The following is a 24,006-nucleotide window of genomic DNA, read 5'->3' as shown; positions in this document are numbered from 1 at the left end:
ACGGGGCCGACACTTTAGCGACGGCCCCGCCTCTTGGCAATCGGCCATCCGTCGAGGATGGCCGTTCGCGGCCTTACTCCTGGGGCGCCAGCGCCTCGCGCACACGCTCGATGGCGGCGTCGCGGCTGGCGGCGTCGGCGAACGCCGGGCTCTGCGCCACGGCCGCACCGTCCAGCCACAGGGCGAAGGCATTGCCTTCGGCGCGCAGGTCCAGCGCCTCGCCGCTCTGCAGGCGCTTGCTCACCGCCCCGGCGGACTTGCCGTCGGCGAAGGCATTGGACAGCAGCAGCTGCTCGCCGGCGGCGTCCAGCAGGCGGAAGCGGAAGCTGCCGTCTTCCTCGCGGAAGCTGACGATGCGCGCGCTCTTGGCGGCCTTCTTCTTGCCCTCGCCGGCCACCTGCACCTGCTCGCGGAAGGAGCGCAGGCCCACGGCCTCGCGCAGCTCGCCGAGGAACGGGGTGGCGATGCGGCGGGCCTTGGCGGCGCCGGCCAGGAGGATGTCCTCCAGGTCGCCCGGGCGGGTGATCAGCGTGTGGTAGCGCTCGCGGGCCTCGCCCAGCTCGGCTTCCAGCAGCTCGTAGAGGCGCTGCTTGGCTTCGCCCCAGGCCAGGCCCTCGAGCAGCGCGGCGCGGAATTCGGCCAGCTGCGCCGGCTTGGCGAAGGCCTGGTAGAGGGTGAACAGGTGCGAATTGTCCGGGTCCTTCGGCTCGCCCGGCGCGCGGGAGTCGGTGACGATGCGGGCGATGGCGTCCTTGAGCTGCTTGCTGCTGCCGAACAGCGGGATGGTGTTGTCGTAGCTCTTGGACATCTTGCGCCCGTCCAGGCCCGGCAGGGTCGCCACTTCTTCCTCGATCACCACTTCCGGCAGGGTGAACAGCTCCTTGCCGTTGCCGAACAGGTGGTTGAAGCGCTGGCCGATGTCGCGGGCCATCTCCACGTGCTGGATCTGGTCGCGGCCGACCGGCACCTTGTGCGCGTTGAACATCAGGATGTCCGCGGCCATCAGGATCGGGTAGCTGTACAGGCCCATGCTGACGCCGGCGTCCGGGTCCTCCCCGGCCTCGACGTTCTTGTCCACCGAGGCCTTGTACGCGTGGGCGCGGTTGAGCAGGCCCTTGGCCGTGACGCAGGTCAGCAGCCAGGTCAGCTCGGGGATCTCGGGGATGTCGGACTGGCGGTAGAAGGTCGCCTTGTCGGTATCCAGGCCCAGGGCCAGCCAGGTGGCGGCGATCTCCAGGCGCGAGCGCTGGATGCGCAGCGGGTCGTCGCACTTGATCAGCGCATGGTAGTCGGCCAGGAAGTAGAAGGAGTCGGCCTGCGGGTCGCGGCTGGCGACGATCGCCGGGCGGATGGCGCCAGCGTAGTTGCCCAGGTGCGGGGTGCCGGTGGTGGTGATGCCGGTGAGGATGCGGGTCGTCATGGGATACCAGAAATCAGCGCGGGAAAAATGAGCGGCCTGGATGTTAACCCGCGGCGCCGGCCGGCGCGAGCCGGGGCTGCAGCAGGTCCTTGAGCTCGATCAGCTTGCCGTGGAAGAAGTGGCTGCAGCCGGGTACCCGCAGCAGTTCGTGGGGCAGGCTCAGCGACTCGCTCCAGGCATAGACGCGGGCCGGGGTCACCACTTCGTCATCTTCGGGCTGTACCACGGTGATGGGGCACTGCCGCGGCAGCTCGACCGCGAAGCGTTCCACCGGCGGCGCCAGCATGAACAGATGGCGCAGGGCCACGCCCTGCCCTTCCAGGCGCGCGGCGGCGTTGCCGGCCACGCAGGAGCCGAAGGAAAAGCCCATCGGCGTCAGCGGCAGGCCGGGGTGTTTCTCCCCAAGCCAGCGGGCCGCGGCCAGGGCGTCGTCGATCTCGCCACGGCCGTCGGCGTAGCTGCCGGCGCTCTGGCCGACGCCACGGAAGTTGAAACGCAGGGTCGCGTAGCCGGCATCCCGGGCGATGCGTTGCAGGGTGGCGACCACCTTGTTCTGCATGGTGCCGGCGAACAGCGGGTGCGGATGGCAGATCAGCGCCACGCCGACGGCGTCCGGCGTGTCCAGGTGCAGGGCTTCCAGGGGGCCGTCCGGGCCATCGATGAACAGGGGGATTTCGCGGGTGGACAAACAGCAACTCCGTGACCCCGAGGCGGGTCGTCTCGTCTAGCTCGATACCGCGCCGACACCGAGGCCTCGCCCCGTGGTATACAGCGCAGGTGCAAGCCGCTAACGTAAAGCAAAGCCGTCTATAGAGGAAGGATTCGCGTGGAACAGTCCCTCACCACCTGGTTGGTCCCGGTCATCGCTCTGCTCGTCGGGGCCGCTGTCGGCTTCCTGATCGCCCGCCTGCTGCCCGGCACCGCGCCCAACCGCATGCAACGCCAGGTCGATGACCTGCAGGAACGCTTCGACAGTTACCAGCGCGAGGTGGTGACGCACTTCAACACCACCGCCAGCCTGGTGAAGAAGCTCACCCAGAGCTACCAGGACGTCCAGGAACACCTGTCCGAGAGCGCCGAGCGCCTGGCCCTGGACGAGCAGACCAAGCAGCGCCTGCTGGCCGCCCTGCACGCCGAGGACAGCTACCCCGAGCGCCGCGAACGCCTGACCCCGCCGGCCAGCCAGGAAGCGCCGAAGGACTACGCGCCGAAGACCGGCGAAGGCCCCGGCACCCTGGACGAGACCTACGGCCTCAAGCGCAAGCTCTGAGCCCGCAGCGCCCCGGAAAAAAGCCCCGCCATGGCGGGGTTTTTTCATGTCTGGAAACAGGCTTTCGTAGGAGCGAGCTTGCTCGCGAAGGGTGTTTATCGGCTGGTGCCTGGTGTTCGCCCCGAAGAGCCCCTCTCCCTAACCCTCTCCCTTCAGGGAGAGGGGACCGTTCGGTGTGCTTGGATATTCTGGAGTCAGCCGGCAACACCGTTGGTTTCCGACTGAAACCATTCCTCCTCTCGGCACGGACAGGCCCCCTCTCCCTTCAGGGAGAGGGCTGGGGAGAGGGCGCTCTAAAGCCCGGCACCTAAAGTCCTCGGCAGCCCCCTTCGCGAGCAAGCTCGCGCCTACACAAAAAAGAAAAAACCCCGCCTAGGCGGGGCTTTTCACAACGCTGTCGCGATCAGATCGCGCCGCGCTGGCGCAGCAGGTCGAGGACCGCTTTCACGCCCTCTTCCACCGACTGGTGGTGGGTGTCGATCACCAGGTCGGCATCCAGCGGCACGTCGTAGGGGAAGGACTCGCCGGGGATGTTGTCCTGGCCGGCCGCGTACAGGCCCTGCGGGTCGCGCTCGCGGCAGACCTGCGGCGATGCCTGGACGTAGACGGTGATCAGGCGCTCGTCGCCGATCAGCGCCCTGGCCTGCTCGCGGCCTTCGGCGCTGGGCGCGACGAAGGCGCACAGGCTGATCAGCCCGGCCTCGTTGAACTGCCTGGCGACGTGGGCGGTGCGCAGCCAGTTCTCGGTGCGCCCGGCGCGGTCCTGGGGCAGGCCCTTGTTCAGGTCGTGGCGCAGGTTCTGGCCATCCAGCACGTAGACCGCGCGGCCCATGTCGAACAGCTTGCGCTCCAGGGCGTAGGCCAGGGTGCTCTTGCCGGCGCCGGAGAGGCCGCTGAACAGCACCGTGGCCGGCTGCTGGCCGAAGCGCGCGGAGCGCTCCTCGCGGCTCACGTGGGCGCCCTGGCCGTGGTGGCCGGCATGGCTCTGGCCGGCTGGCGGCGCGGCGATGATCATGCCGGCGCCGACGGTGCCGTTGGTCAGCCGGTCGATGACGATGAAGGCGCCGGTGGTGCGGTTCTGCGCATAGCCGTCGAGGGCGATGGGCGCATCCAGGCTGACCTTCACGCGGGCGATCTCGTTGAGCTTGAGTTCGCTGGCGGCGGTCTCTTCCAGGGTGTTCACGTCCACCTTGTGGGTGATGCTCGGGATCGATCCCGGCACGTAGCTGGTGGCGCGCTTGATGTCGTATTTCTTGCCCGGGAGCATGGGCTCCTCGGCCATCCACACGAGCATGGCGTCGAAGCCGTCGGTGACCTGCGGGCGGTTGTCCGCATGCACCAGCATGTCGCCACGGGAGACGTCGATCTCGTCTTCCAGGGTCAGGGTGATGGCCTGGCCCGGGCCGGCGTGTTCCAGCTCGCCTTCGAAGGTGACGATGGACTTGACCTTGCTGCCCTTGCCCGACGGCAGCGCCACGACCTCGTCGCCCTTGCGCACGATGCCGCTGGCCAGGGTGCCGGCGAAGCCGCGGAAGTTCAGGTTCGGGCGGTTGACGTACTGCACCGGGAAGCGCATGTCGTCCAGGTTGCGGTCGCCGGCGATCTCGACGGTCTCGAGGATCTCCATCAGCGACTGGCCGGTGTACCAGGGCGAACGCTCGGACTTGTTGACCACGTTGTCGCCCTTGAGCGCCGACATGGGAACGAAGTGCAGCGAGCTGGCCTTCAGCTCGATCTTCCCGGCGAACTGCAGGTAGTCGGCCTTGATCTGCTCGAAGACGCCCTGGTCGAAGTCCTTCAGGTCCATCTTGTTGATGGCGACGACGATGTGCTTGATGCCCAGCAGGGAGGCGATGAAGCTGTGCCGGCGGGTCTGGGTCTGCACGCCGTAGCGGGCGTCGATCAGGATGATGGCCAGGTCGCAGGTGGACGCGCCGGTGGCCATGTTGCGGGTGTACTGCTCGTGGCCGGGGGTGTCGGCGATGATGAACTTGCGCTTGGCGGTGCTGAAGTAGCGGTACGCCACGTCGATGGTGATGCCCTGCTCGCGCTCGGCCTGCAGGCCGTCCACCAGCAGCGCCAGGTCGACGTCGTCGCCGGTGGTGCCGACTTTCTTCGAATCGCGGGTGATGGCCTCCAGGTGATCCTCGTAGATCATCTTGGAGTCGTGCAGCAAGCGCCCGATCAGGGTGCTCTTGCCGTCGTCGACGTTGCCGCAGGTGAGGAAGCGCAGCAGCTCTTTACGCTCGTGCTGGGCCAGGTAGGCGAGGATGTCCTCGCTGATCAGATCGGATTGGTGACTCATTTCATTCGAGCTCCAAGCTGTAAGCTTCAAGCGGCAAGCCTGTCAGTTCACAGCTAGTCAGAAATTTTGCTGATCAACCCATGCAGCATGCGCGACAGCTCACGGGCTTCTTTAATCCATCCAGTTGCAAGCGGCTCGGCAACATAACCAATCTCGATGCCAATCATTGCCTGGGTCCTCAACTCACCGCAGGAACCTTTGGCAATCCAGAGAAAGCGACATTTCTCCCGATCGCTTTCCCTCTCCATGCCCTCGGCGATATTGCTCGGTATCGAAAGCGCGGATCGTGTGATCTGGTCCTTGAATCCCAGATCGCGACATCCCTCCATCGCCCTGTACACCTCTACCGCCAGGCGCTTGGCACGCTGCCAAACCTCGAGTCTTTCAAAATCCACTCTCGAAAGCCTCCTGCTTTTACTTGCAGCCTGCCGCTTGCAGCTTGCAGCCTTTCGTCAGAAATAGCCCTGACGTTTCTTTTCTTCCATCGAACCTGCCTGGTCGTGGTCGATGACCCGGCCCTGGCGTTCGGAAGTGCGCGTCAGCAGCATTTCCTGGATGATTTCCGGCAGCGTGGTGGCGGTGGATTCCACCGCGCCGGTCAGCGGGTAGCAGCCCAGGGTGCGGAAGCGCACCATCTTCTTCTGGATGCTGGCCTTCTGTTCATCGCTGAGGTGCTCGAGGATGCGCTCGTCGTCGATCATGATCAGCGCGCCGTTCATCTCGATCACTTCGCGCTCGGCGGCGAAGTACAGCGGGACGATCGGGATCTGTTCCAGGTAGATGTATTGCCAGATGTCCAGCTCGGTCCAGTTGGACAGCGGGAAGACGCGGATCGACTCGCCCTTCTTCACCTTGCCGTTGTAGACGTTCCACAGCTCCGGGCGCTGGTTCTTCGGGTCCCAGCGGTGCTTGCTGTCGCGGAAGGAGTAGACGCGCTCCTTGGCGCGGGACTTCTCCTCGTCGCGGCGGGCACCACCGAAGGCGGCGTCGAAGCCGTACTTGTCGAGGGCCTGCTTGAGGCCTTCGGTCTTCATGATGTCGGTGTGCTTGGCGCTGCCGTGGGTGAAGGGGTTGATGTCCTGGGCCACGCCATCGGGGTTGATGTGGGTGATCAGGTCCAGGCCCATTTCCTCGACCATCTTGTCGCGGAAGCGGTACATCTCCTGGAATTTCCAGCGGGTGTCGACGTGCATCACCGGGAACGGCAGCTTGCCGGGGAAGAAGGCCTTGCGCGCCAGATGCAGCATCACCGCGCTGTCCTTGCCGATCGAGTACAGCATCACCGGGTTGTCGAACTCGGCGGCCACCTCGCGGATGATGTGGATGCTTTCCGCCTCCAGCTGTTTCAGATGCGTCAGTTTGTCGACCATGGCTACTCACGGAATTGCTTATGGACGGCCTTCGGGCCGTAGACGAGGGCGCACTCTACCACAACGCCAGACTCTAACCGGGCGCCCACTTATACCGAAAGAATATACCCATATAGCCACTTGTCAGACCGCGCCAGCGCCCAGGAGACTAAGGCCCCGGCCTTGGTGGGCGGGCTGGGGCGCGCCGCTGGTAAAGAAGATATCCACAGACGCCCGCCCCGCCGACGAACAGCCTTGCCGACCGGCAGTGCGGGAAAACGGGCCAGGCGCGAATTCAGGAGGAAGCGCACCCCGGCCTCCGCTAGAGTATGCCCCGGTAGGCGCGCCCATCTGCGCTACCATACCTTCATTCCCCGACGCCCCAGCAGATTTCCCATGCGCCGCATCGCCCCGCTCCTGCCCCTGTTCCTCCTGATCGCCGCCTGCAGCAGCAAGCCCACTTCGCCACCGCCGGCAACCGCCCCGCAAAAGGGTGGCGCGCCCACCACGACGCGCCTGTACACCCCGGCGAACCCGGTGCAGCCGATCAGCCCGCTGACCGGCGACTTCGCCAACAACCCGAACGCGCAGCGTTTCGTCGACAGGATGGTCAGCCTGCACGGCTTCGATCGCCAACAGTTGCAGGACGTGCTGGCCCGCACCCAGCGCCTGGATTGGGTGATCCGCCTGATGGACCGCCAGGCGCCGACCTACCAGGCGCCGATCGGCCCCAATGGCGCCTGGCTGCGCTACCGCAGGAAGTTCGTCACCCCGGACAACATCCAGAACGGTGTGGCCTTCTGGAACCAATACGAAGACGCGCTCACACGCGCCTCGAAAACCTACGGCGTGCCGCCGGAGATCATCGTCGGCATCATCGGCGTAGAAACCCGCTGGGGCCGGGTGATGGGCAAGACGCGGATCATGGACGCCCTGGCCACCCTGGCCTTCGACTACCCGCGGCGAGCCGACTTCTTCGCCGGCGAGCTGGAGCAGTTCCTCCTGCTGGCCCGCAAGGAGCGCGACGACCCGCTGGCCCTGCGCGGCTCCTATGCCGGCGCCATGGGCTACGGCCAGTTCATGCCGACCTCGTTCGCCCGCTACGCGGTGGACTTCGACAACGACGGCCACGTCGACCTGTGGAACCCGCGGGACGCCATCGGCAGCGTCGCCAACTACTTCCAGCAGCACGGCTGGGTCACCCACGACACCATCGCCGTGCCGGCCAATGGCCAGGCGCGCGGGCTGGAGGATGGCTTCAAGACGCAGTACCCGGTCGAGACGCTGGCCGCCGCCGGGCTGCGCCCGCAGGCCTCGCTGGGCCCGCACCGCAGCGCCAGCCTGCTGCGCCTGGACATGGGGCGCGACTACCAGTACTGGTACGGCCTGCCGAACTTCTATGTGATTACCCGCTACAACCACAGCACCCACTATGCGATGGCGGTGTGGCAGCTCGGTGCGGCCGTGGACCAGGCCCGGCGCCGCTACGCCTCGACGCCCTGAATGCCCCGCCGCGTCAGGCGGGGTTCGGGCAGTCGATGAAGCGGTGCTCGATGCCGAAGCGCTCCGCCAGGTAGCGGCCCAGCGCCTGCACGCCGTAGCGCTCGGTGGCGTGGTGGCCGGCGGCGATGAAGGTGATGCCGTTCTCGCGGGCGCTGTGCACCGTCTGCTCGGAGACCTCGCCGGTGAGGTAGGCATCCACGCCCGCCGCGATGGCCTGGTCGATGTAGCCCTGGGCACCGCCGGTGCACCAGGCGATGCGCCGGATCGGCCGCTCGCCTTCCACCAGCAGCGGCTCGCGGCCCAGCACCCGGGCCACGTGGGCGGCGAAATCGGCCGGCGCCGTGGGCGCCGCGGGGGCGCCCAGCAACACGATGGAACGCGGGTTGCCCGGCTCCAGCGGGCCCTCGATGTCCAGGCCGAGCTGTTGCCCCAGCTGCACGTTGTTGCCCACCTGCGGGTGCAGGTCCAGCGGCAGGTGGTAGGCGATCAGGCTGATGTCGTGGGCCAGCAGGGTCTTCAGGCGACGCTGCTTCATGCCCACCACGCAGGGGTTCTCGCCCTTCCAGAAGTAGCCGTGGTGGACCAGCACCGCATCGGCCTGCGCGGCCACCGCCGCGTCCAGCAGCGCCTGGCTGGCGGTGACGCCGCTGACGATGCGCCGCACCTGCGGCCGGCCCTGCACCTGCAGGCCGTTGGGGCAGTAGTCCTGGATGCGCGCGGCGTCCAGGTAGCGGTCGGCCTCTTCGACCAGAACGGTCAGATCGATCGCCATCGATTTTCCTCCAGGCAATAAGGGAGACGGCTATTTTCTTGCCACGCCGCCCGTATAATGGCGGCCACCCTAGCGGCCTTCCCCAGGCCGAGCAACCCCCAAGGATCGTCCCCCGATGCTGAAGGCCCTGCGTTTTCTCGGCTGGCCCGCGCTTGTCGGCGTCTTGCTGGCGCTATTGATCATCCAGCGTAACCCCGAATGGGTCGGCCTGCCCGAACAGGAAGTCCACCTGCAGCAGGCGCCCCTGCTCAGCCGCCTGCAGCAGGGCCCCGGGACCTATGCCGACGCCGTGACCCGCGCCGCCCCGGCCGTGGCCAACCTGTACACCACCAAGATGGTCAGCCGGCCGGGCAACTCGATGCTTGACGACCCGCTGTTCCGCCGCTTCTTCGGCGACAACCTGCCGCAACAGAAGCGCATGGAGTCGAGCCTGGGCTCGGCGGTGATCATGAGCCCGGAAGGCTACCTGCTGACCAACAACCACGTCACCGCCGGCGCCGACCAGATAGTCGTGGCCCTGCGCGACGGCCGCGAGACCACCGCGCGCCTGGTCGGCAGCGACCCGGAGACGGACCTGGCGGTGCTCAAGATCGACCTCAAGGACCTGCCGGTGATGACCCTCGGCCGTTCCGACGGCATCCGCACCGGCGACGTCTGCCTGGCCATCGGCAACCCCTTCGGCGTGGGCCAGACGGTGACCATGGGCATCATCAGCGCCACCGGCCGCAACCAGCTGGGGCTGAACACCTACGAGGACTTCATCCAGACCGACGCGGCGATCAACCCGGGCAACTCCGGCGGCGCCCTGGTGGATGCCAGCGGCAACCTGGTGGGCATCAACACCGCCATCTTCTCCAAGTCCGGCGGCTCCCAGGGCATCGGCTTCGCCATCCCGGTCAAGCTGGCGCTGGAAGTGATGCAGTCGATCATCGAGCACGGCTCGGTGATCCGCGGCTGGCTGGGCGTCGAAGTGCAGCCGCTGACGCCGGAGCTGGCCGAGTCCTTCGGCCTGCAGGACCAGGGCGGCGTGGTGGTCGCCGGCGTCTACCGCGACGGCCCCGCGGCCCAGTCCGGCATGCAGCCGGGCGACATCATCCTCGACATCGACGGCAAGAAGGCCGCCGACGGCCGCACCGCGATGAACCAGGTGGCGCGCACCAAGCCGGGCGAGCAGATCAGCATCCAGGTGCTGCGCAACGGCAAGCACGTCACCCTGCAGGCCGAAGTGGGCCTGCGCCCGCCGCCGGCCCCGCCCGCGCAGCAACAGCAGCAGCAATGACGAAGAACGGCGCCCGAGGGCGCCGTTGCTTTTCCAGCCGCCAGAGGCTCAGAGCCGCGGGCGCAGGGCGTCCAGCAGCGCCTGGTTCTGCTCCTCGGTGCCGATGCTGATGCGCAGGAACTGGGCGATGCGCGCCTGCTTGAAGTGGCGCACGATCACCCCCTGCTCGCGCAGGCCGGCGGCCAGTTCGGCGGCGTCGTGCCGCGGGTGGCGGGCGAAGATGAAGTTGGCCGCCGAGGGCAGCACCTCGAAGCCCATGCCGCTCAGCTCGCCCACCAGCTTCTCGCGGCTGTCGATCACCGCCTGGCAGGTGCGCTGGAAGTACTCGCGGTCCTCGAAGGCGGCGATGGCGCCGGCCTGGGCCACGCGGTCCAGCGGGTAGGAGTTGAAGCTGTTCTTGACCCGCTCCAGGGCCTCGATCAGGTCCTCGTGGCCGACCGCCAGGCCGACGCGCAGCCCGGCCAGGGAACGCGACTTGGACAGGGTCTGCGCCACCAGCAGGTTCGGGTAGCGCTCCACCAGGGCGATCGCGGTCTCGCCGCCGAAGTCGACGTAGGCCTCGTCCACCAGCACCACGCTGTCCGGGTTGGCCAGCAGCAGGCGCTCGATGGCCTCCAGGGGCAGCAGGCAGCCGGTGGGCGCGTTGGGGTTGGGGAAGATGATGCCGGCGTTGGGCCTGGCGTAGTCCTCGACGCGGATCTGGAACCGCTCGTCCAGCGCCAGCGCCTCGAAGGGGATGCCGTAGAGGCCGCAGTACACCGGGTAGAAGCTGTAGGTCACGTCGGGGAACAGCAGCGGCCGGCCGTCGTGCTGGAACAGCGCGTGGAAGGCGTGGGCCAGCACCTCGTCGGAGCCGTTGCCGACGAACACCTGGCCCGGGCGCACGCCGTAGTAGTCGGCGATGGTCTGCTTCAGGCGGTCGGCGTTGGGGTCCGGGTACAGCCGCAGGGCATCGTTCAGCTCGCCCTGCATGGCGGCCAGCGCCTTGGGCGACGGGCCGTAGGGGTTCTCGTTGGTGTTCAGCTTGACCAGTTTGGCCAGCTTGGGTTGCTCACCCGGCACGTAGGGCACCAGGTCCTTGACGAAGGGGCTCCAGAACTTGCTCATCGCCCTTCTCTCCTCGAATGCGGTGGTGGGACCGCCCCGTCACGGGGCGGCGGCACGGGTTCAGTTCTTGATGCGGTATTCGGCGCTGCGGGCATGGGCGGTCAGCGACTCGCCGCGGGCCAGGACCGAGGCGGTCTTGCCGAGTACCGAGGCGCCATCGGCCGAGCAGAAGATGATCGACGAACGCTTCTGGAAGTCGTACACCCCCAGCGGCGAGGAGAAGCGCGCGGTGCCGGAGGTCGGCAGCACGTGGTTCGGGCCTGCGCAGTAGTCGCCCAGGGCCTCGGCGGTGTAGCGGCCCATGAAGATGGCGCCGGCGTGGCGGATGCCCGGCAGCCAGCTTTGCGGGTCGGCCACCGACAGCTCCAGGTGCTCCGGGGCGATACGGTTGGCCACCTGGCAGGCCTGGGCCTGGTCGGCGACCTGGATCAGCGCGCCGCGGTTGCCCAGCGAGGTGCGGATGATCTCGGCGCGCTCCATGGTCGGCAGCAGTTTCTCGATGCTGGCGGCGACCTTGTCGAGGAAGGCGGCATCCGGGCTGACCAGGATCGACTGGGCGTCCTCGTCGTGCTCGGCCTGGGAGAACAGGTCCATGGCGATCCAGTCCGGGTCGGTGCCGCCGTCGCAGACCACGAGGATCTCCGAGGGGCCGGCGATCATGTCGATGCCCACCTGGCCGAACACGTGGCGCTTGGCGGTGGCCACGTAGATGTTGCCCGGGCCGACGATCTTGTCCACCTGGGGCACGCTCTCGGTGCCATAGGCCAGCGCGGCCACGGCCTGGGCGCCGCCGATGGTGAAGACGCGGTCGACGCCGGCGATGCAGGCGGCGGCCAGGACGATCTCGTTGATCTCGCCACGCGGCGTCGGCACCACCATCACCACCTCGGCGACGCCGGCGACCTTGGCGGGAATCGCGTTCATCAGCACCGAGGACGGATAGGATGCCTTGCCGCCGGGTACGTACAGGCCGGCGCGGTCCAGCGGGGTGACCTGCTGGCCGAGCACGGTGCCGTCGGCCTCGGTGTAGCGCCAGGAGTCCTGCTTCTGCTTCTCGTGGTAGCTGCGCACGCGCTCGGCGGCGGTTTCCAGCGCCTCGCGCTGGGCCGGGGTGATGCGCGTCAGGGCCAGCTCCAGGCGCTCGCGCGGCAGGATCAGGTCGGCCATGGAGTTGACGGCGAGGCCGTCGAAGCGCTGGGTGAACTCGACCAGGGCGGCGTCGCCGCGGCTGCGCACGGCGGCGATGATGTCCAGCACGCGCTGGTTCACGGCGTCGTCGGACACGCTTTCCCAGGACAGCAGATGGTCCAGATGACGCGCGAAGTCCGGATCGGCGGCATTGAGTCGACGGATGGCGAAGGGTGCGGTCATAGCTGGCCTCTTTAATTGGCGTGATCTCGGGCGCCGCTAGACTAGCAAGCCTGCCGTGCGGGCACCCGAGAAAATTGGCTATGACACGGATAGGCTGCCGCGGTCATGGGACCGCGGTGGATATCAGTGACGGTGTCGCGCCTCGACGGCGTCGCGCAGGGTGTCGATCAGCGCCTGGATACGGGCGTGCTGCATCTTCATGGACGCCTTGTTGACCACCAGGCGCGAGCTGATGTGGGCGATCAGCTCCTGGGGCTCCAGGCCGTTGGCGCGCAGGGTGTTGCCGGTGTCGACCACGTCGATGATTTTGTCGGCCAGACCGATCAGCGGCGCCAGCTCCATCGAGCCGTAGAGCTTGATCACGTCGACCTGGCGGCCCTGTTCGGCGTAGTAGCGCTTGGCGACGTTGACGAACTTGGTGGCCACCCGCAGGCGGCCCTTGGGCTCCGGCGCGCCGACCGCGCCCGCGGTCATCAGCTTGCAGTTGGCGATGCGCAGGTCCAGCGGCTCGTACAGGCCCTGGCCGCCGTACTCCATGAGCACGTCCTTGCCGGCCACGCCGAGGTCGGCGGCGCCGTGTTCGACGTAGGTCGGCACGTCGGTGGCGCGGACGATCAGCAGGCGCACGTCGTCGAGGCTGGTGGGGATGATCAGCTTGCGGCTCTTGTCCGGGTTCTCGGTCGGCACTATGCCCGCCGCTGCGAGCAGCGGCAGGGTGTCATCGAGGATCCGGCCCTTGGACAGGGCGATGGTCAGCATGTCTGGTCAGCCCTAGCCCGGTACGCGGCGGATCTTGGCGCCGAGCAGTTGCAGCTTCTCTTCGATGCACTCGTAGCCACGGTCGATGTGGTAGATGCGGTCGATCAGGGTGTCGCCCTCGGCCACGAGGCCCGCGATCACCAGGCTGGCGGAAGCCCGCAGGTCGGTGGCCATGACCGGTGCGCCCTTGAGCTGCGGCACGCCGGTGACGATGGCGGTGTTGCCCTCGACGAGGATCTGCGCGCCCATGCGGTTCATCTCGTAGACGTGCATGAAGCGGTTCTCGAACACGGTCTCGATCACCGCGCCAGTGCCTTCGGCCACGGCGTTCAGCGAGATGAACTGGGCCTGCATGTCGGTGGGGAACGCCGGGTACGGCGCGGTGCGGATATTCACCGCCTTCGGCCGGTTGCCCTTCATGTCCAGCTCGATCCAGTCGTTGCCGGTGTTGATGTGCGCACCGGCCTCCTCCAGCTTCAGCAGCACCGCCTCGAGGATGGTCGGATCGGTGTCCTTGAGCTTGACGCGGCCACCGGTGGCCGCGGCGGCGACCAGGTAGGTGCCGGTCTCGATGCGGTCGGGCAGCACGTTGTACTTGGCGCCGCCCAGGCGCTTCACGCCGTCGATGACGATGGTGTCGGTGCCGGCGCCCTGGATCTGCGCGCCCATGGCGATCAGGCAGTTGGCCAGGTCGACCACCTCAGGCTCGCGGGCTGCGTTTTCCAGCACGGTACGGCCGTTGGCCAGGGCCGCGGCCATCATGATGTTCTCGGTACCGGTCACGGACACGGTATCGAAGAAGAAGTGCGCGCCGCGCAGGCCACCGGCCGGGGCCCGGGCCTTGATGTAGCCGCCTTCGACGGTGATCTGCGCGCCCATGGCCTCGAGGCCGCGGATGTGCAGGTCGACCGGACGCGAACCGATGGCGCAGCCGCCGGGCAGGGCCACCTCGGCCTCGCCGAAGCGCGCGACCATGGGGCCGAGCACCAGGATCGAGGCGCGCATGGTCTTCACCAGCTCGTAGGGCGCGACCAGGGTCTTGATGCTGTTGGCGTCGACTTCGACGTTGAGCTTCTCGTTGATCACCGGCTGCACGCCCATGCGACCGAACAGCTCGATCATGGTGGTGATGTCGTGCAGGTGCGGCAGGTTGCACACGGTGACCGGGGTGTCCGCCAGCAGGGTGGCGGCGAGGATCGGCAGCGCGGAGTTCTTGGCGCCGGAGATGCGGATTTCGCCGTCGAGACGGGAACCGCCGGTAATGATCAGTTTGTCCATAGCAGGTTATCCCCGGCGGCTCAGGAACGCTCGGCCCAGGCGGCGCGGCTGAAGAATTTCATGGTCACGGCATGGATGGCGCCACTGGCGATCCATTCGTTAAGGTGCGCGTAGATCTGCTGCTGACGTTTCACCGGGCTCAGACCGGCCAGTTCGTCACTGATCAGGTTCAGCTGGAAGTTGCAGCCTTCGCCTTCCACTTCGACCTGGGTACCCGGAAGCTTGGTTTCCAGGAAGTTCTTGACTTCAATCGCCTGCATGCTCGACCTCAATCGGCGCTCAACGCGCGCGGGCCGGCAATGATACAAAAAAGCCCCCCGCCTGCGAACCCCGCCATGGGAAGTCGCAGACGGAGGGGCTTTCGACCGCCCCGGTCAGCCCTGCAGCGGCAGGATGCCGTCGAGGTCGCTGACCTTGGCGATGTCCTGCATGTCCTTGGGCAGGCCGCGGACCTGCAGGCTCTTGCCCGCGTCGTGGGCATCGCGCAGGAAGGCCAGCAACAGCGACAGGCCGACGCTGCTGGATTTCTCCACCGCCGAGCAGTCCACCACCAGCTGCTGGGCGCCGCTCGCGGCGATCAGGGCCTTGCCCTGCTCGCGCAGCTGCGCACCGCTGCGGTAGTCGAGCACCCCGGCCAGGCGCAGCTCGCCGGCCGCGCCCTCGCTGATGCTGGCGGCGCTGCTCATTGCGCGCTGCCCTCGTCCGGGTTGCCCTTGGCGGCGTCCTTGGCATGGGCGACCACCTGGTCCCAACCGGCGATGGTCTTCTCCAGGTCGTTGCCGTTCTTCTGCATGGAGTCGGCGAACTGGTCGCGGAACAGCTTGCCGATGTTGATGCCGTTGATGATCACGTTGCGCAGGCGCCAGTTGCCCGCCTGGTTGACCATGGTGTACTGCACCGGATAGACGGTGCCCTTGCTGTCACGGATCTCCATGTTCACGCTGGAGCGCTCCGGGTCCTGCTTGCCGGTGGACGGCAGCACGCGGATGTCCTGGTTGTCGTACTCGAGCAGGGCGTTGCCGTAGAACTGCATCAGGCTGTTCTTGAACACCGTCTCGAAGCGCTTGATCTGCTCCGGGGTGGCCTGGCGCGAGTACTTGACGGTCATCACGCCCTTGGCGATGCCCTCGGAGTCCACCACCGGGCCGAGGATGCGGTCCAGGGCGGCGTAGAGCTGCTTGGGATCGGCGCGGTAGGCCGGCCTGTTGGTCTTGAGGTCGGACAGCAGGTTGTCGACGGTCTGCTGCACCACCTGCTGCGCATTGGGCGCGGCGTTGGCGTTGGCGATCAGCGGCAGCGCGGCGAGCAGGACCAGCAGGCCGCGGCGCAGGAGAGTCAGCATGGCGTTCATCCTCATCATCGTCATTGCTTCTTGGGCTCTTCTTTGTTGACCGAGTTCAACAGGAACTTGCCGATCAGGTCTTCCAGCACCAGCGCGGACTGGGTGTCGTGGATCACCCCGCCGTCGGCGAGCATCTTGTCGTCGCCGCCGACGCTGATGCCGATGTACTTCTCGCCCAGCAGGCCTGCGGTGAGGATAGACGCGGTGGAGTCGTCCGGCAGGTTGTTGACGCTCTTGTTGATCTCCATGGTCACCCGGCCACGGTAGCTGTCGTGGTCCAGGTCCACGGCGACCACCTTGCCGATGGTCACGCCGGCCATGGTCACCTTGCCGCGCACGGTCACGCCGGCGACGTTGTCGAAGTAGGCATACAGCTGGTAGGTGTCGGTGGAATGCCCGATGGTCAGTCCACTGACACGCAGGGCCAGCAGCAGCAGGGCCAGCAGGCCGCCGAGAAGAAACAGGCCTACACCGATTTCCAGGGTGCGGGTTTGCATCAGAAGTCTCCAAACATCAAAGCGGTCAGTATGAAGTCCAGCCCCAGTACCGCCAGGGAGGCATAGACCACGGTTCGAGTCGTCGCGCGGCTGATCCCTTCGGAGGTCGGCTCGCAGTCATAGCCCTGGAACACGGCGATCCAGGTCACAACGAAGGCGAACACCACGCTCTTGATCACGCCATTGAGCACATCCTCGCCGAATTGCACGCTGTTCTGCATGTTCGACCAGAAGGAGCCCTCGTATACGCCCAGCCAGTCGACGGCGACGGCGGCGCCGCCCCAGATGCCGACCACGCTGAAGATCGCCGCCAGCAGCGGCATCGAGATGAAGCCGGCCCACAGGCGCGGCGCGATCACGTAGCGCAGCGGGTCGACGCCGATCATCTCCAGGCTGGAAAGCTGCTCGGTGGATTTCATGTTGCCGATCTCGGCGGTCAGCGCGGAGCCTGCGCGGCCGGCGAACAGCAGGCCGGTCACCACCGGGCCCAGTTCGCGCAGCAGGGTCAGGGCCACCATCTGCCCCACCGCCTGCTCGGAACCGTAGTCCTTGAGGATGTTGTAGCCCTGCAGGGCCAGCACCATGCCGATGAAGATGCCCGAAACCACGACGATCGCCAGCGACAGCACGCCCACCGAGTACAACTGCTTGACCAGCAGCTGGCCCATGCCGCCGGGCACCCGGCGGCCGAGCACGGCGTGGCCGAGGAACAGCGTGGAACGGCCGAGCGCCTCGAGCACGTCGAGGCCCGACCGCCCGAGCAGGCGGATCCGCTCGAGCAGTGAAGTCTTGCGCATCAGCGTTCCCCCAGCAGGTCGGCGCGGTAGTCGCGCGCGGGATAGTGGAAGGGCACCGGACCATCCGGGATGCCTTTCATGAACTGGCGCACGCGCGGATCGTCGAGCTCCTTGAGCTCCGCCGGCGTGCCCTGCCCCAGCACCTTGCCGTCGCCGACGATATAGATGTAGTCGGCGATGCTGGCGGTTTCCGCCAGGTCGTGGGAAACCACGATGCTGGTGATGCCCAGGGCGTCGTTGAGCAGGCGGATCAGCCGCACCAGCACGCCCATGGCGATCGGGTCCTGGCCGACGAAAGGCTCGTCGTACATAAGTATCTGTGGGTCCAGGGCTATCGCCCGGGCCAGTGCCACGCGGCGCTTCATGCCGCCGGACAGCTCGTCCGGCATCAGCTCCACCGCGCCGCGCAGGCCGACGGCCTGCAGTTTCATCAGGACGATGTCGCGGATCATCTCCTCGGGCAGGTCGGTGTGCACCCGCAGCGGGAAGGCGACGTTCTCGAACACGTCCAGGTCGGTGAACAGCGCGCCGCTCTGGAACAGCACGCCGAACTGCTTGCGCATGTCGAACAGGTCGGCGCGGGCCAGCTTGGGCAGGTTCTGCCCGTTGACCATGACGTCGCCCCTGACCGGGCGCAGCTGTGCGGCGATCAGGCGCAGCAGGGTGGTCTTGCCACAACCGGACGGCCCCATGATGCCGGTGACCTTGCCGCGCGGAATACGGATATCCACGTTGTCGAAGATGGCGCGGGTACCGCGCTTGAAGGTAACCCCCTTCAGCTCGACAGCGTATTTTTCATCGGTGCTCATAGAACTCCTTGCATGACGGCCCTGTCCCTGCAATGCCCCGTCGAACCGCCGGAACACGGTGACGCAAGACAGGCCGAACGGCGGCGAACTATAGCACTGGCGTGCGCGGCGGCCCAAGGGCCGCCACCGGCGATTCAGCTCGGATTCAGGTTCGCGTGTGCAAGATCCGGTATCGGCAGGGTGAAGCCCGGACCGCTTTACCGTTATAATCTCGCCCTTCACTTCGCCCCACGCGATCGGAACATGAGCCAGAATCACGATTTCATCCAGTCGGCACAACGCACCATCGGCCTCGAGCGCGATGCGGTGGATGCCCTGCTGCCACGCATCGGGGCCGATTTCTCCCGAGCCTGCGAGCTGCTGCTCGCCTGCAAGGGCCGCGTGGTGGTGGTCGGCATGGGCAAGTCCGGGCACATCGGCCGCAAGATCGCCGCCACCCTGGCCAGCACCGGCACCCCGGCGTTCTTCGTCCACCCGGCCGAGGCCAGCCACGGCGACATGGGCATGATCACCAGGGACGACGTGGTCCTGGCGCTGTCCAACTCCGGCTCCACCGCCGAGATCATCACCCTGCTGCCGCTGATCGCGCGCCTGGGCATCACCCTGGTGAGCATGACCGGCAACCCCGAGTCGCCGCTGGCCAAGGCCGCCGCGGTGAACCTGGACGCCAGCGTCGAGCACGAGGCCTGCTCGCTGAACCTGGCGCCGACCTCCTCCACCACCGTCTCCCTGGTGCTCGGCGACGCCCTCGCCGTGGCCCTGCTGGAGGCCCGCGGCTTCACCGCCGAGGACTTCGCCTTCTCCCACCCGGGCGGCGCCCTGGGCCGGCGATTGTTGCTGAAAGTGGAAAACATCATGCACGTGGGTGAAGAACTGCCGCAGGTCTCCCCCGGCACCTCGCTCAGCGGCGCCCTGCTGGAAATGACCCGCAAGGGCCTGGGCATGACCATCGTCCTGGGCGAGGACGGCCGCCTGGCCGGCGTGTTCACCGACGGCGACCTGCGCCGCACCCTGGACAAGGGCGTGGACGTGCGCACGGCCACCATCGACCAGGTGATGACCGTGCACGGCAAGACCGTGCGCCCGGACATGCTCGCCGCCGAAGCCCTGAAGATCATGGACGACCACAAGATCAACGTCCTGGTGGTGGTCGACGGCGACGACCACCCGGTGGGCGTGCTGCACGTCCACGACCTGACCCGCGCCGGAGTCATCTGAATGACCGCAGACCTGCTGCAACGCGCCAGTGGCGTGCGCCTGGCGGTGTTCGACGTGGACGGCGTGCTGACCGACGGCAAGCTCTACTTCCTGCCCGACGGCGGCGAGTTCAAGACCTTCAACACCCTCGACGGCCACGGCATCAAGATGCTCATCGCCTCGGGCGTGCGCACCGCCATCATCAGCGGCCGCAAGAGCGCCGTGGTCGAGCGCCGCGCCCAGAACCTGGGCATCGAGCACCTGTTCCAGGGCCGCGAGGACAAGCTGGTGGTCCTCGACCAACTGCTCGCCGAACTCGGGCTAGGCTATGAACAGGTCGCCTACCTGGGCGACGACCTGCCCGACCTTCCGGTCATCCGCCGGGTCGGCCTGGGCATGGCGGTGGCCAGCGCCGACGCCTTCGTTCGCCAGCACGCCCACGGCGTGACCCAGGCGCGCGGCGGCGAAGGCGCGGCCCGTGAATTCTGCGAACTCATCCTGCGCGCCCAGGGCAACCTCGAGGCGGCGCAGAGCGCCTACCTGTAGAGCCGGATATGCCGAAGACCCTTCGCCAGAAGCTCCTCCTCGCCCTGATCGCGGTCCTGCTGGTCGCACTGGGCTACTACTGGAACGTGCGCCTGGACTTCAACGAGCGCCAGGTCACGCCCAGCAACGACGCCATCGACTTCTACGCGGCCAATGCCCACAGCCTGCAGTACCGCGAGGACGGCAGCCTGGCCTACGAGATGACCGCCGATCGGCTGGAACACATGAAGGCCACCGACGTCACCAACGTCACCACGCCGGACCTGTTCTTCTTCCGCGAGGGCCAGCCGCAGCCGTGGCACGTGCAGAGCGTGCGCGCCGAGGTGGGCCCGGAAGGCAAGCAGGTCGAACTGATAGACAACGTCCGGGTCCAGCGCACCGACGCGCAGAACCGCACCCTGCTGCTCACCACCACGCGCATGACGGTGTTCCCGGACAAGGATTATGCCGAGACCAGTCAACCCGTTAAGATCACCGAGCCCCAAGGGGTGACCACGGCGGTAGGCATGAAAGCGTATCTGAAAGACAGCCGGATGACCCTGCTGTCCAACGTAAGAGGTCAGCATGAGGTTCGTTAAAACCTTCCCCCTTTTCCTCGGCCTCGTCGCCAGCCTGGGCAGCAGCGCAAGCTGGGCGCTGCCGACCGATCGCGAACAACCGATCCGCGTGCAGGCCGACAGCGCCGAGCTGGACGACAAGCAGGGCGTCGCGGTCTACCGCGGCGACGTGGTGGTGACCCAGGGCAGCATGAAGCTGACCGGCAACACCGTCACCCTCAAGCAGAACAAGGACGGCGAGATCGAGGTGGTCACCTCGGTCGGCAAGCCCGCCTACTTCGAGCAGAAGCCGGCGCCGGAAAAGGAAATCACCAAGGCCTACGGCCTGACCATCCAGTACTTCGTCACCCAGAACCGGGTGATCCTGATCGACCAGGCCAAGGTGATCCAGGAAGGCAACACCTTCGAAGGCGAGAAGGTCGTCTACGATACCGAACGGCAGATCGTCAACGCCGGCCGCGCCACGGGCACCCAGGTGACCACCCCGCGCCCGCGCATCGACATGGTCATCCAGCCCAAGAAGAAGCAGGATCAAGCCCAGTAATGGCCACGCTCACCGCACAGCACCTCGCCAAGAGCTACAAGGGTCGCCAGGTCGTCCGCGACGTCAGCATGAGCATCGACAGCGGGCAGATCGTCGGCCTGCTCGGTCCCAACGGCGCCGGCAAGACCACCTGCTTCTACATGATCGTCGGCCTGGTGCGCGCCGACCAGGGCGTGGTCCGCATCGACGAGCAGGACGTCACCAACCTGCCCATGCACGGCCGCGCCCGCGCCGGCATCGGCTACCTGCCGCAGGAAGCCTCGATCTTCCGCAAGCTGTCGGTGGCGGACAACATCGGCGCCATCCTCGAGACCCGCGCCGACCTCGACCGCAACGGCCGCAAGGAAGCCCTGGAGAGCCTGCTGGAGGAGTTCCACATCCACCACATCCGCGACAACCTCGGCATGAGCCTGTCCGGTGGCGAGCGCCGCCGCGTGGAGATCGCCCGCGCCCTGGCCAGCTCGCCGAAGTTCATCCTCCTCGACGAACCCTTCGCCGGCGTGGACCCGATCTCGGTGGGCGACATCAAGCAGATCATCCACCACCTCAAGGCCAAGGGCATCGGCGTGCTCATCACCGACCACAACGTGCGCGAGACCCTGGACATCTGCGAGACGGCCTACATCGTCAACGACGGCCAGTTGATCGCCGAAGGCGACTCCACGGCAATCATGGCCAACGAGCTGGTCAAGGAAGTCTACCTGGGCCACGAGTTCCGCCTCTGAGCCCCCACGCCCCGGCCTCGCGCCGGGGCGCAGGCACCCCATCACGTCGGCCCGACCGACCGACATCAGATTTATGCGTAAACGCCCTAGGCAAAGTCCGAGAATTCAGGCATATAATTTGCTTCCTAGCGGCGTTCCGGAGCTTCGGCCCTGGCGCCCGTAGTCGTGGATATGGCGCACTACACGCCAGCGAACAAGGTGCCAAGTTCCAGCCATGAAACCATCGCTTGTCCTCAAGATGGGCCAGCAGCTGACGATGACCCCGCAGCTGCAACAGGCCATCCGACTGCTCCAACTCTCCACCCTGGACCTGCAACAGGAGATCCAGGAGGCGCTGGAATCCAACCCGATGCTCGAGCGCCAGGAAGAAGGCGACGACTTCGACGCTAGCGACCCCTACGCCGAAGGCGCGGAAACCCCCGCCAACACCAACGCCAACTCGCAGAGCGAAAGCTTCCAGGAAACCACCACGCCCAGCGCCGACAGCCTGGACGAGGACCAGTGGGCCGAACGCATCCCCAACGAGCTGCCGGTCGACACCGCCTGGGAAGACGTCTACCAGACCAGCGCCAGCAGCCTGCCCAGCAACGACGACGACGAGTGGGACTTCACCGCCCGCACCTCCGCCGGCGAGAGCCTGCAGAGCCACCTGCTGTGGCAGCTGAACCTCTCCCCCATGTCCGACACCGACCGCCTGATCGCCCTCAGCATCATCGACGGCATCAACGACGACGGCTACCTGGAGGAGTCCCTGGAGGACATCCTCGTCTCCCTCGACCCCGAGCTGGACGTCGAGATGGACGAGGTGGAAGTGGTGCTGCGGCGCATCCAGCAGATGGAGCCGGCCGGCGTCGGCGCGCGCAACCTGCGCGAATGCCTGCTGCTGCAGCTACGCCAGATGCCCGCCAACACCCACCTGCTGAACGAGGCCCTGCGCCTGGTCGCCGACCACCTCGACCTGCTCGGCAGCCGCGACTACACCCAGCTGATGCGGCGCATGAAGCTCAAGGAAGACGAGCTGCGCGAGACCATCGAGCTGATCCAGTCGCTGCACCCGCGCCCGGGCTCGCAGATCGAGTCCGGCGAGGCCGAGTACGTGGTGCCGGACGTGATAGTGCGCAAGCACAACGAGCGCTGGCTGGTGGAACTGAACCAGGAAGCGGTGCCGCGCCTGCGCGTCAATTCGCAGTACGCCGGCCTGGTGCGCCGCGCCGACTCCAGCGCCGACAACACCTTCATGCGCAACCAGCTGCAGGAAGCCCGCTGGTTCATCAAGAGCCTGCAGAGCCGCAACGAGACGCTGATGAAGGTGGCGACGCAGATCGTCGAGCACCAGCGCGGCTTCCTCGAGTACGGCGAGGAGGCCATGAAGCCGCTGGTCCTGCATGACATCGCCGAGGCGGTGGGCATGCACGAGTCGACCATCTCGCGGGTCACCACGCAGAAATTCATGCACACCCCGCGTGGCATCTTCGAGCTGAAGTACTTCTTCTCCAGCCACGTCAGCACCTCCGAGGGCGGCGAATGCTCGTCCACGGCGATCCGCGCCATCATCAAGAAACTGGTCGCGGCAGAAAGTCCGAAAAAGCCGTTGAGCGACAGCAAGATCGCTGGTTTACTGGAGGCACAGGGCATTCAAGTGGCACGTCGGACAGTCGCCAAGTACCGGGAATCCCTCGGGATAGCTCCGTCGAGCGAGCGCAAGCGACTGGTCTGATTGACCCAAGCCAAGGTGTTCCGGCGGCAGGCCCCATAACCTGCCACTTATACACGGGCAATAAGGAGAAAGCGGTATGCAAGTCAACATCAGTGGACATCAACTGGATGTGACCGACGCCCTGCGCGACTACGTCGGCGAGAAACTCGGCCGACTGGAGCGCCACTTCGACAAGATCACCAATGTTCAGGTCATCATGGAGGTCGAAAAGCTGAAACAGCGCATCGAGGCCACCCTGCACATCGCCGGTGGCGAAGTGGTGGCCTGCGCCGAACATGAAGACATGTACGCAGCCATCGACCTGCTGACCGACAAACTCGACCGCCAACTGATCAAACACAAGGAAAAGTACCTCGAACGCCAACAGGGCGTTGGAGTCCGCTAACCCCCCTCCCCTATGATCCGACTTGAGCAGATCCTGTCCCCCGGCCGTTCCCTGGTGAACGTGCCGGGCGGCAGCAAGAAGCGCGTACTCGAACAGATCGCCAACCTGGTCGTGAAAGACCTTCCCGGCCTCGACGCGCAAGACATCTTCGAAAGCCTGGTGGCCCGCGAACGCCTGGGCTCCACCGGCTTCGGCAATGGCATCGCCATTCCCCACTGCCGCCTGACCGGCTGCAAGGCGCCGATCAGCGCAATCCTTCACCTCGATGCACCGGTGGACTTCGACGCCCTCGACGGCGCCCCGGTCGACCTGCTGTTCGTCCTGCTGGTACCCGAAGCGGCCACCGAGGAGCACCTGGAGCTGCTGCGCCAGATCGCCTCCATGCTCGACCGTTCCGAGGTGCGCGACCGCCTGCGCCGCGCGAGCGATGGCGACGCGCTGTACCAGATAGTCGTGGAAGTGCAGAACGGCCACTAG

The 24,006-nt window shown here is 66.7% G+C and carries 27 protein-coding genes; 11 read left to right on the top strand and 16 right to left on the bottom strand.

What is annotated here, in order from left to right; translation table 11 throughout:
* Positions 1-73 precede the first annotated feature (73 nt).
* Together VV867_RS19490 and VV867_RS19485 are read right to left on the bottom strand one after the other, a co-directional pair.
* Positions 74-1,420, bottom strand: a complete 1,347-nt coding sequence (locus VV867_RS19490) for a tryptophan--tRNA ligase (protein ID WP_328567309.1) — start codon at positions 1,418-1,420, stop codon at positions 74-76.
* 43 nt (positions 1,421-1,463) lie between these two features.
* Positions 1,464-2,108 carry an alpha/beta hydrolase gene (locus VV867_RS19485; RefSeq protein WP_328567308.1) on the bottom strand — a complete coding sequence of 215 codons (645 nt, stop codon included), beginning with the start codon at positions 2,106-2,108 and terminating at the stop codon, positions 1,464-1,466.
* Between the two features lie 138 nt (positions 2,109-2,246).
* Here VV867_RS19485 and VV867_RS19480 point away from each other — a divergent pair, with 138 nt between their 5' ends.
* Positions 2,247-2,690: a YhcB family protein gene (locus tag VV867_RS19480; RefSeq protein ID WP_328567307.1), complete on the top strand. Its 444-nt coding sequence runs from the start codon at positions 2,247-2,249 to the stop codon at positions 2,688-2,690.
* 403 nt (positions 2,691-3,093) lie between these two features.
* Here VV867_RS19480 and cysN read toward each other — a convergent pair whose 3' ends face one another.
* Genes cysN through cysD form a run of 3 tightly spaced genes read right to left on the bottom strand, consistent with a single transcriptional unit; the run spans position 3,094 to position 6,365 of the window.
* Positions 3,094-4,995 (bottom strand): sulfate adenylyltransferase subunit CysN, encoded by a 1,902-nt coding sequence (cysN, locus tag VV867_RS19475; protein WP_089390632.1) that lies wholly within the window; start codon positions 4,993-4,995, stop codon positions 3,094-3,096.
* Between the two features lie 53 nt (positions 4,996-5,048).
* On the bottom strand, positions 5,049-5,390 hold the full coding sequence (locus VV867_RS19470) for a four helix bundle protein (protein ID WP_328567306.1): 342 nt from the start codon (positions 5,388-5,390) through the stop codon (positions 5,049-5,051).
* 57 nt (positions 5,391-5,447) lie between these two features.
* Positions 5,448-6,365, bottom strand: a complete 918-nt coding sequence (gene cysD / locus VV867_RS19465; RefSeq protein ID WP_043272357.1) for a sulfate adenylyltransferase subunit CysD — start codon at positions 6,363-6,365, stop codon at positions 5,448-5,450.
* A 375-nt stretch (positions 6,366-6,740) separates the two neighbouring features.
* Between cysD and mltB the strand changes: the two genes are divergently transcribed.
* A complete protein-coding gene (gene mltB / locus VV867_RS19460) occupies positions 6,741-7,847 on the top strand; it encodes a lytic murein transglycosylase B (protein WP_328567305.1) in 1,107 nt (368 codons plus the stop codon).
* A gap of 13 nt (positions 7,848-7,860) precedes the next feature.
* Here mltB and VV867_RS19455 read toward each other — a convergent pair whose 3' ends face one another.
* Positions 7,861-8,619 (bottom strand): Nif3-like dinuclear metal center hexameric protein, encoded by a 759-nt coding sequence (locus tag VV867_RS19455; protein ID WP_328567304.1) that lies wholly within the window; start codon positions 8,617-8,619, stop codon positions 7,861-7,863.
* 115 nt (positions 8,620-8,734) lie between these two features.
* Between VV867_RS19455 and algW the strand changes: the two genes are divergently transcribed.
* Entirely contained in the window at positions 8,735-9,898 is a 1,164-nt protein-coding gene (gene algW, locus VV867_RS19450) for a Do family serine endopeptidase AlgW (RefSeq protein ID WP_328567303.1), read from the top strand.
* A gap of 48 nt (positions 9,899-9,946) precedes the next feature.
* Here algW and hisC read toward each other — a convergent pair whose 3' ends face one another.
* From hisC to VV867_RS19400, 10 genes are all read right to left on the bottom strand, one after another.
* Entirely contained in the window at positions 9,947-11,005 is a 1,059-nt protein-coding gene (gene hisC, locus VV867_RS19445; RefSeq protein WP_328567302.1) for a histidinol-phosphate transaminase, read from the bottom strand.
* A 60-nt stretch (positions 11,006-11,065) separates the two neighbouring features.
* Complete coding sequence (hisD, locus tag VV867_RS19440; protein ID WP_328567301.1) at positions 11,066-12,376, bottom strand: histidinol dehydrogenase; 1,311 nt, start codon at positions 12,374-12,376, stop codon at positions 11,066-11,068.
* A gap of 123 nt (positions 12,377-12,499) precedes the next feature.
* On the bottom strand, positions 12,500-13,135 hold the full coding sequence (hisG, locus tag VV867_RS19435; RefSeq protein ID WP_109931841.1) for an ATP phosphoribosyltransferase: 636 nt from the start codon (positions 13,133-13,135) through the stop codon (positions 12,500-12,502).
* A 12-nt stretch (positions 13,136-13,147) separates the two neighbouring features.
* Entirely contained in the window at positions 13,148-14,413 is a 1,266-nt protein-coding gene (gene murA / locus VV867_RS19430; protein WP_089390624.1) for a UDP-N-acetylglucosamine 1-carboxyvinyltransferase, read from the bottom strand.
* Between the two features lie 20 nt (positions 14,414-14,433).
* Complete coding sequence (locus tag VV867_RS19425; RefSeq protein WP_109931843.1) at positions 14,434-14,673, bottom strand: BolA family protein; 240 nt, start codon at positions 14,671-14,673, stop codon at positions 14,434-14,436.
* A 114-nt stretch (positions 14,674-14,787) separates the two neighbouring features.
* Positions 14,788-15,099 carry an STAS domain-containing protein gene (locus VV867_RS19420; protein WP_109931845.1) on the bottom strand — a complete coding sequence of 104 codons (312 nt, stop codon included), beginning with the start codon at positions 15,097-15,099 and terminating at the stop codon, positions 14,788-14,790.
* Positions 15,096-15,755: an MlaC/ttg2D family ABC transporter substrate-binding protein gene (locus VV867_RS19415; RefSeq protein WP_109932927.1), complete on the bottom strand. Its 660-nt coding sequence runs from the start codon at positions 15,753-15,755 to the stop codon at positions 15,096-15,098. The genes VV867_RS19420 and VV867_RS19415 overlap by 4 nt, the downstream gene beginning before the upstream one ends.
* Before the next feature lie 20 nt (positions 15,756-15,775).
* Positions 15,776-16,252, bottom strand: a complete 477-nt coding sequence (mlaD, locus tag VV867_RS19410) for an outer membrane lipid asymmetry maintenance protein MlaD (RefSeq protein ID WP_109931847.1) — start codon at positions 16,250-16,252, stop codon at positions 15,776-15,778.
* Positions 16,252-17,049 (bottom strand): lipid asymmetry maintenance ABC transporter permease subunit MlaE, encoded by a 798-nt coding sequence (gene mlaE / locus VV867_RS19405; protein ID WP_109931848.1) that lies wholly within the window; start codon positions 17,047-17,049, stop codon positions 16,252-16,254. Before mlaE ends, mlaD begins: the two co-directional genes overlap by 1 nt.
* Entirely contained in the window at positions 17,049-17,858 is an 810-nt protein-coding gene (locus VV867_RS19400; protein ID WP_109931850.1) for an ATP-binding cassette domain-containing protein, read from the bottom strand. The genes mlaE and VV867_RS19400 overlap by 1 nt, the downstream gene beginning before the upstream one ends.
* A gap of 243 nt (positions 17,859-18,101) precedes the next feature.
* Between VV867_RS19400 and VV867_RS19395 the strand changes: the two genes are divergently transcribed.
* The 8 genes from VV867_RS19395 (at position 18,102) to ptsN (ending at position 24,006) form a co-directional block, all read left to right on the top strand.
* The gene (locus tag VV867_RS19395; RefSeq protein ID WP_275627586.1) at positions 18,102-19,076 is read left to right on the top strand and encodes a KpsF/GutQ family sugar-phosphate isomerase; all 975 of its coding nucleotides are present in this window, start codon (positions 18,102-18,104) and stop codon (positions 19,074-19,076) included.
* Positions 19,077-19,601, top strand: coding sequence for a KdsC family phosphatase (locus tag VV867_RS19390; RefSeq protein WP_058488599.1), 525 nt, complete (start codon positions 19,077-19,079; stop codon positions 19,599-19,601).
* 8 nt (positions 19,602-19,609) lie between these two features.
* A complete protein-coding gene (gene lptC / locus VV867_RS19385) occupies positions 19,610-20,179 on the top strand; it encodes an LPS export ABC transporter periplasmic protein LptC (protein ID WP_089390619.1) in 570 nt (189 codons plus the stop codon).
* Positions 20,166-20,702 carry a lipopolysaccharide transport periplasmic protein LptA gene (lptA, locus tag VV867_RS19380; protein ID WP_089390618.1) on the top strand — a complete coding sequence of 179 codons (537 nt, stop codon included), beginning with the start codon at positions 20,166-20,168 and terminating at the stop codon, positions 20,700-20,702. Before lptC ends, lptA begins: the two co-directional genes overlap by 14 nt.
* Positions 20,702-21,427: an LPS export ABC transporter ATP-binding protein gene (lptB, locus tag VV867_RS19375; protein WP_109931855.1), complete on the top strand. Its 726-nt coding sequence runs from the start codon at positions 20,702-20,704 to the stop codon at positions 21,425-21,427. Before lptA ends, lptB begins: the two co-directional genes overlap by 1 nt.
* Before the next feature lie 214 nt (positions 21,428-21,641).
* Positions 21,642-23,144 (top strand): RNA polymerase factor sigma-54, encoded by a 1,503-nt coding sequence (locus tag VV867_RS19370; protein WP_109931857.1) that lies wholly within the window; start codon positions 21,642-21,644, stop codon positions 23,142-23,144.
* Between the two features lie 76 nt (positions 23,145-23,220).
* Positions 23,221-23,529 (top strand): ribosome hibernation-promoting factor, HPF/YfiA family, encoded by a 309-nt coding sequence (gene hpf, locus VV867_RS19365; RefSeq protein ID WP_089390615.1) that lies wholly within the window; start codon positions 23,221-23,223, stop codon positions 23,527-23,529.
* Between the two features lie 12 nt (positions 23,530-23,541).
* Positions 23,542-24,006, top strand: coding sequence for a PTS IIA-like nitrogen regulatory protein PtsN (gene ptsN, locus VV867_RS19360; RefSeq protein ID WP_089390614.1), 465 nt, complete (start codon positions 23,542-23,544; stop codon positions 24,004-24,006).

Source organism: Pseudomonas sp. JH-2 (assembly GCF_036231725.1).
Lineage (GTDB): Bacteria > Pseudomonadota > Gammaproteobacteria > Pseudomonadales > Pseudomonadaceae > Pseudomonas > Pseudomonas delhiensis.
The sequence above is the reverse complement of the archived record's forward strand: the minus strand, read 5'-3'. Positions and strand labels throughout refer to the sequence as shown.

What these genes read in the sequence shown, in the direction of transcription:
- VV867_RS19370 (WP_109931857.1), top strand. Translation starts at nt 21,642, where the DNA reads ATGAAACCATCGCTTGTCCTCAAGATGGGCCAGCAGCTGACGATGACC.
- mlaE (WP_109931848.1), bottom strand. Translation starts at nt 17,049, where the DNA reads ATGCGCAAGACTTCACTGCTCGAGCGGATCCGCCTGCTCGGGCGGTCG.
- VV867_RS19490 (WP_328567309.1), bottom strand. Translation starts at nt 1,420, where the DNA reads ATGACGACCCGCATCCTCACCGGCATCACCACCACCGGCACCCCGCAC.
- VV867_RS19390 (WP_058488599.1), top strand. Translation starts at nt 19,077, where the DNA reads ATGACCGCAGACCTGCTGCAACGCGCCAGTGGCGTGCGCCTGGCGGTG.
- murA (WP_089390624.1), bottom strand. Translation starts at nt 14,413, where the DNA reads ATGGACAAACTGATCATTACCGGCGGTTCCCGTCTCGACGGCGAAATC.
- lptA (WP_089390618.1), top strand. Translation starts at nt 20,166, where the DNA reads ATGAGGTTCGTTAAAACCTTCCCCCTTTTCCTCGGCCTCGTCGCCAGC.
- lptB (WP_109931855.1), top strand. Translation starts at nt 20,702, where the DNA reads ATGGCCACGCTCACCGCACAGCACCTCGCCAAGAGCTACAAGGGTCGC.
- VV867_RS19425 (WP_109931843.1), bottom strand. Translation starts at nt 14,673, where the DNA reads ATGCAGGCGATTGAAGTCAAGAACTTCCTGGAAACCAAGCTTCCGGGT.
- mlaD (WP_109931847.1), bottom strand. Translation starts at nt 16,252, where the DNA reads ATGCAAACCCGCACCCTGGAAATCGGTGTAGGCCTGTTTCTTCTCGGC.
- VV867_RS19400 (WP_109931850.1), bottom strand. Translation starts at nt 17,858, where the DNA reads ATGAGCACCGATGAAAAATACGCTGTCGAGCTGAAGGGGGTTACCTTC.
- hisG (WP_109931841.1), bottom strand. Translation starts at nt 13,135, where the DNA reads ATGCTGACCATCGCCCTGTCCAAGGGCCGGATCCTCGATGACACCCTG.
- VV867_RS19395 (WP_275627586.1), top strand. Translation starts at nt 18,102, where the DNA reads ATGAGCCAGAATCACGATTTCATCCAGTCGGCACAACGCACCATCGGC.
- cysD (WP_043272357.1), bottom strand. Translation starts at nt 6,365, where the DNA reads ATGGTCGACAAACTGACGCATCTGAAACAGCTGGAGGCGGAAAGCATC.
- VV867_RS19420 (WP_109931845.1), bottom strand. Translation starts at nt 15,099, where the DNA reads ATGAGCAGCGCCGCCAGCATCAGCGAGGGCGCGGCCGGCGAGCTGCGC.
- VV867_RS19455 (WP_328567304.1), bottom strand. Translation starts at nt 8,619, where the DNA reads ATGGCGATCGATCTGACCGTTCTGGTCGAAGAGGCCGACCGCTACCTG.
- ptsN (WP_089390614.1), top strand. Translation starts at nt 23,542, where the DNA reads ATGATCCGACTTGAGCAGATCCTGTCCCCCGGCCGTTCCCTGGTGAAC.
- hisC (WP_328567302.1), bottom strand. Translation starts at nt 11,005, where the DNA reads ATGAGCAAGTTCTGGAGCCCCTTCGTCAAGGACCTGGTGCCCTACGTG.
- lptC (WP_089390619.1), top strand. Translation starts at nt 19,610, where the DNA reads ATGCCGAAGACCCTTCGCCAGAAGCTCCTCCTCGCCCTGATCGCGGTC.
- mltB (WP_328567305.1), top strand. Translation starts at nt 6,741, where the DNA reads ATGCGCCGCATCGCCCCGCTCCTGCCCCTGTTCCTCCTGATCGCCGCC.
- hpf (WP_089390615.1), top strand. Translation starts at nt 23,221, where the DNA reads ATGCAAGTCAACATCAGTGGACATCAACTGGATGTGACCGACGCCCTG.
- VV867_RS19415 (WP_109932927.1), bottom strand. Translation starts at nt 15,755, where the DNA reads ATGCTGACTCTCCTGCGCCGCGGCCTGCTGGTCCTGCTCGCCGCGCTG.
- hisD (WP_328567301.1), bottom strand. Translation starts at nt 12,376, where the DNA reads ATGACCGCACCCTTCGCCATCCGTCGACTCAATGCCGCCGATCCGGAC.
- algW (WP_328567303.1), top strand. Translation starts at nt 8,735, where the DNA reads ATGCTGAAGGCCCTGCGTTTTCTCGGCTGGCCCGCGCTTGTCGGCGTC.
- cysN (WP_089390632.1), bottom strand. Translation starts at nt 4,995, where the DNA reads ATGAGTCACCAATCCGATCTGATCAGCGAGGACATCCTCGCCTACCTG.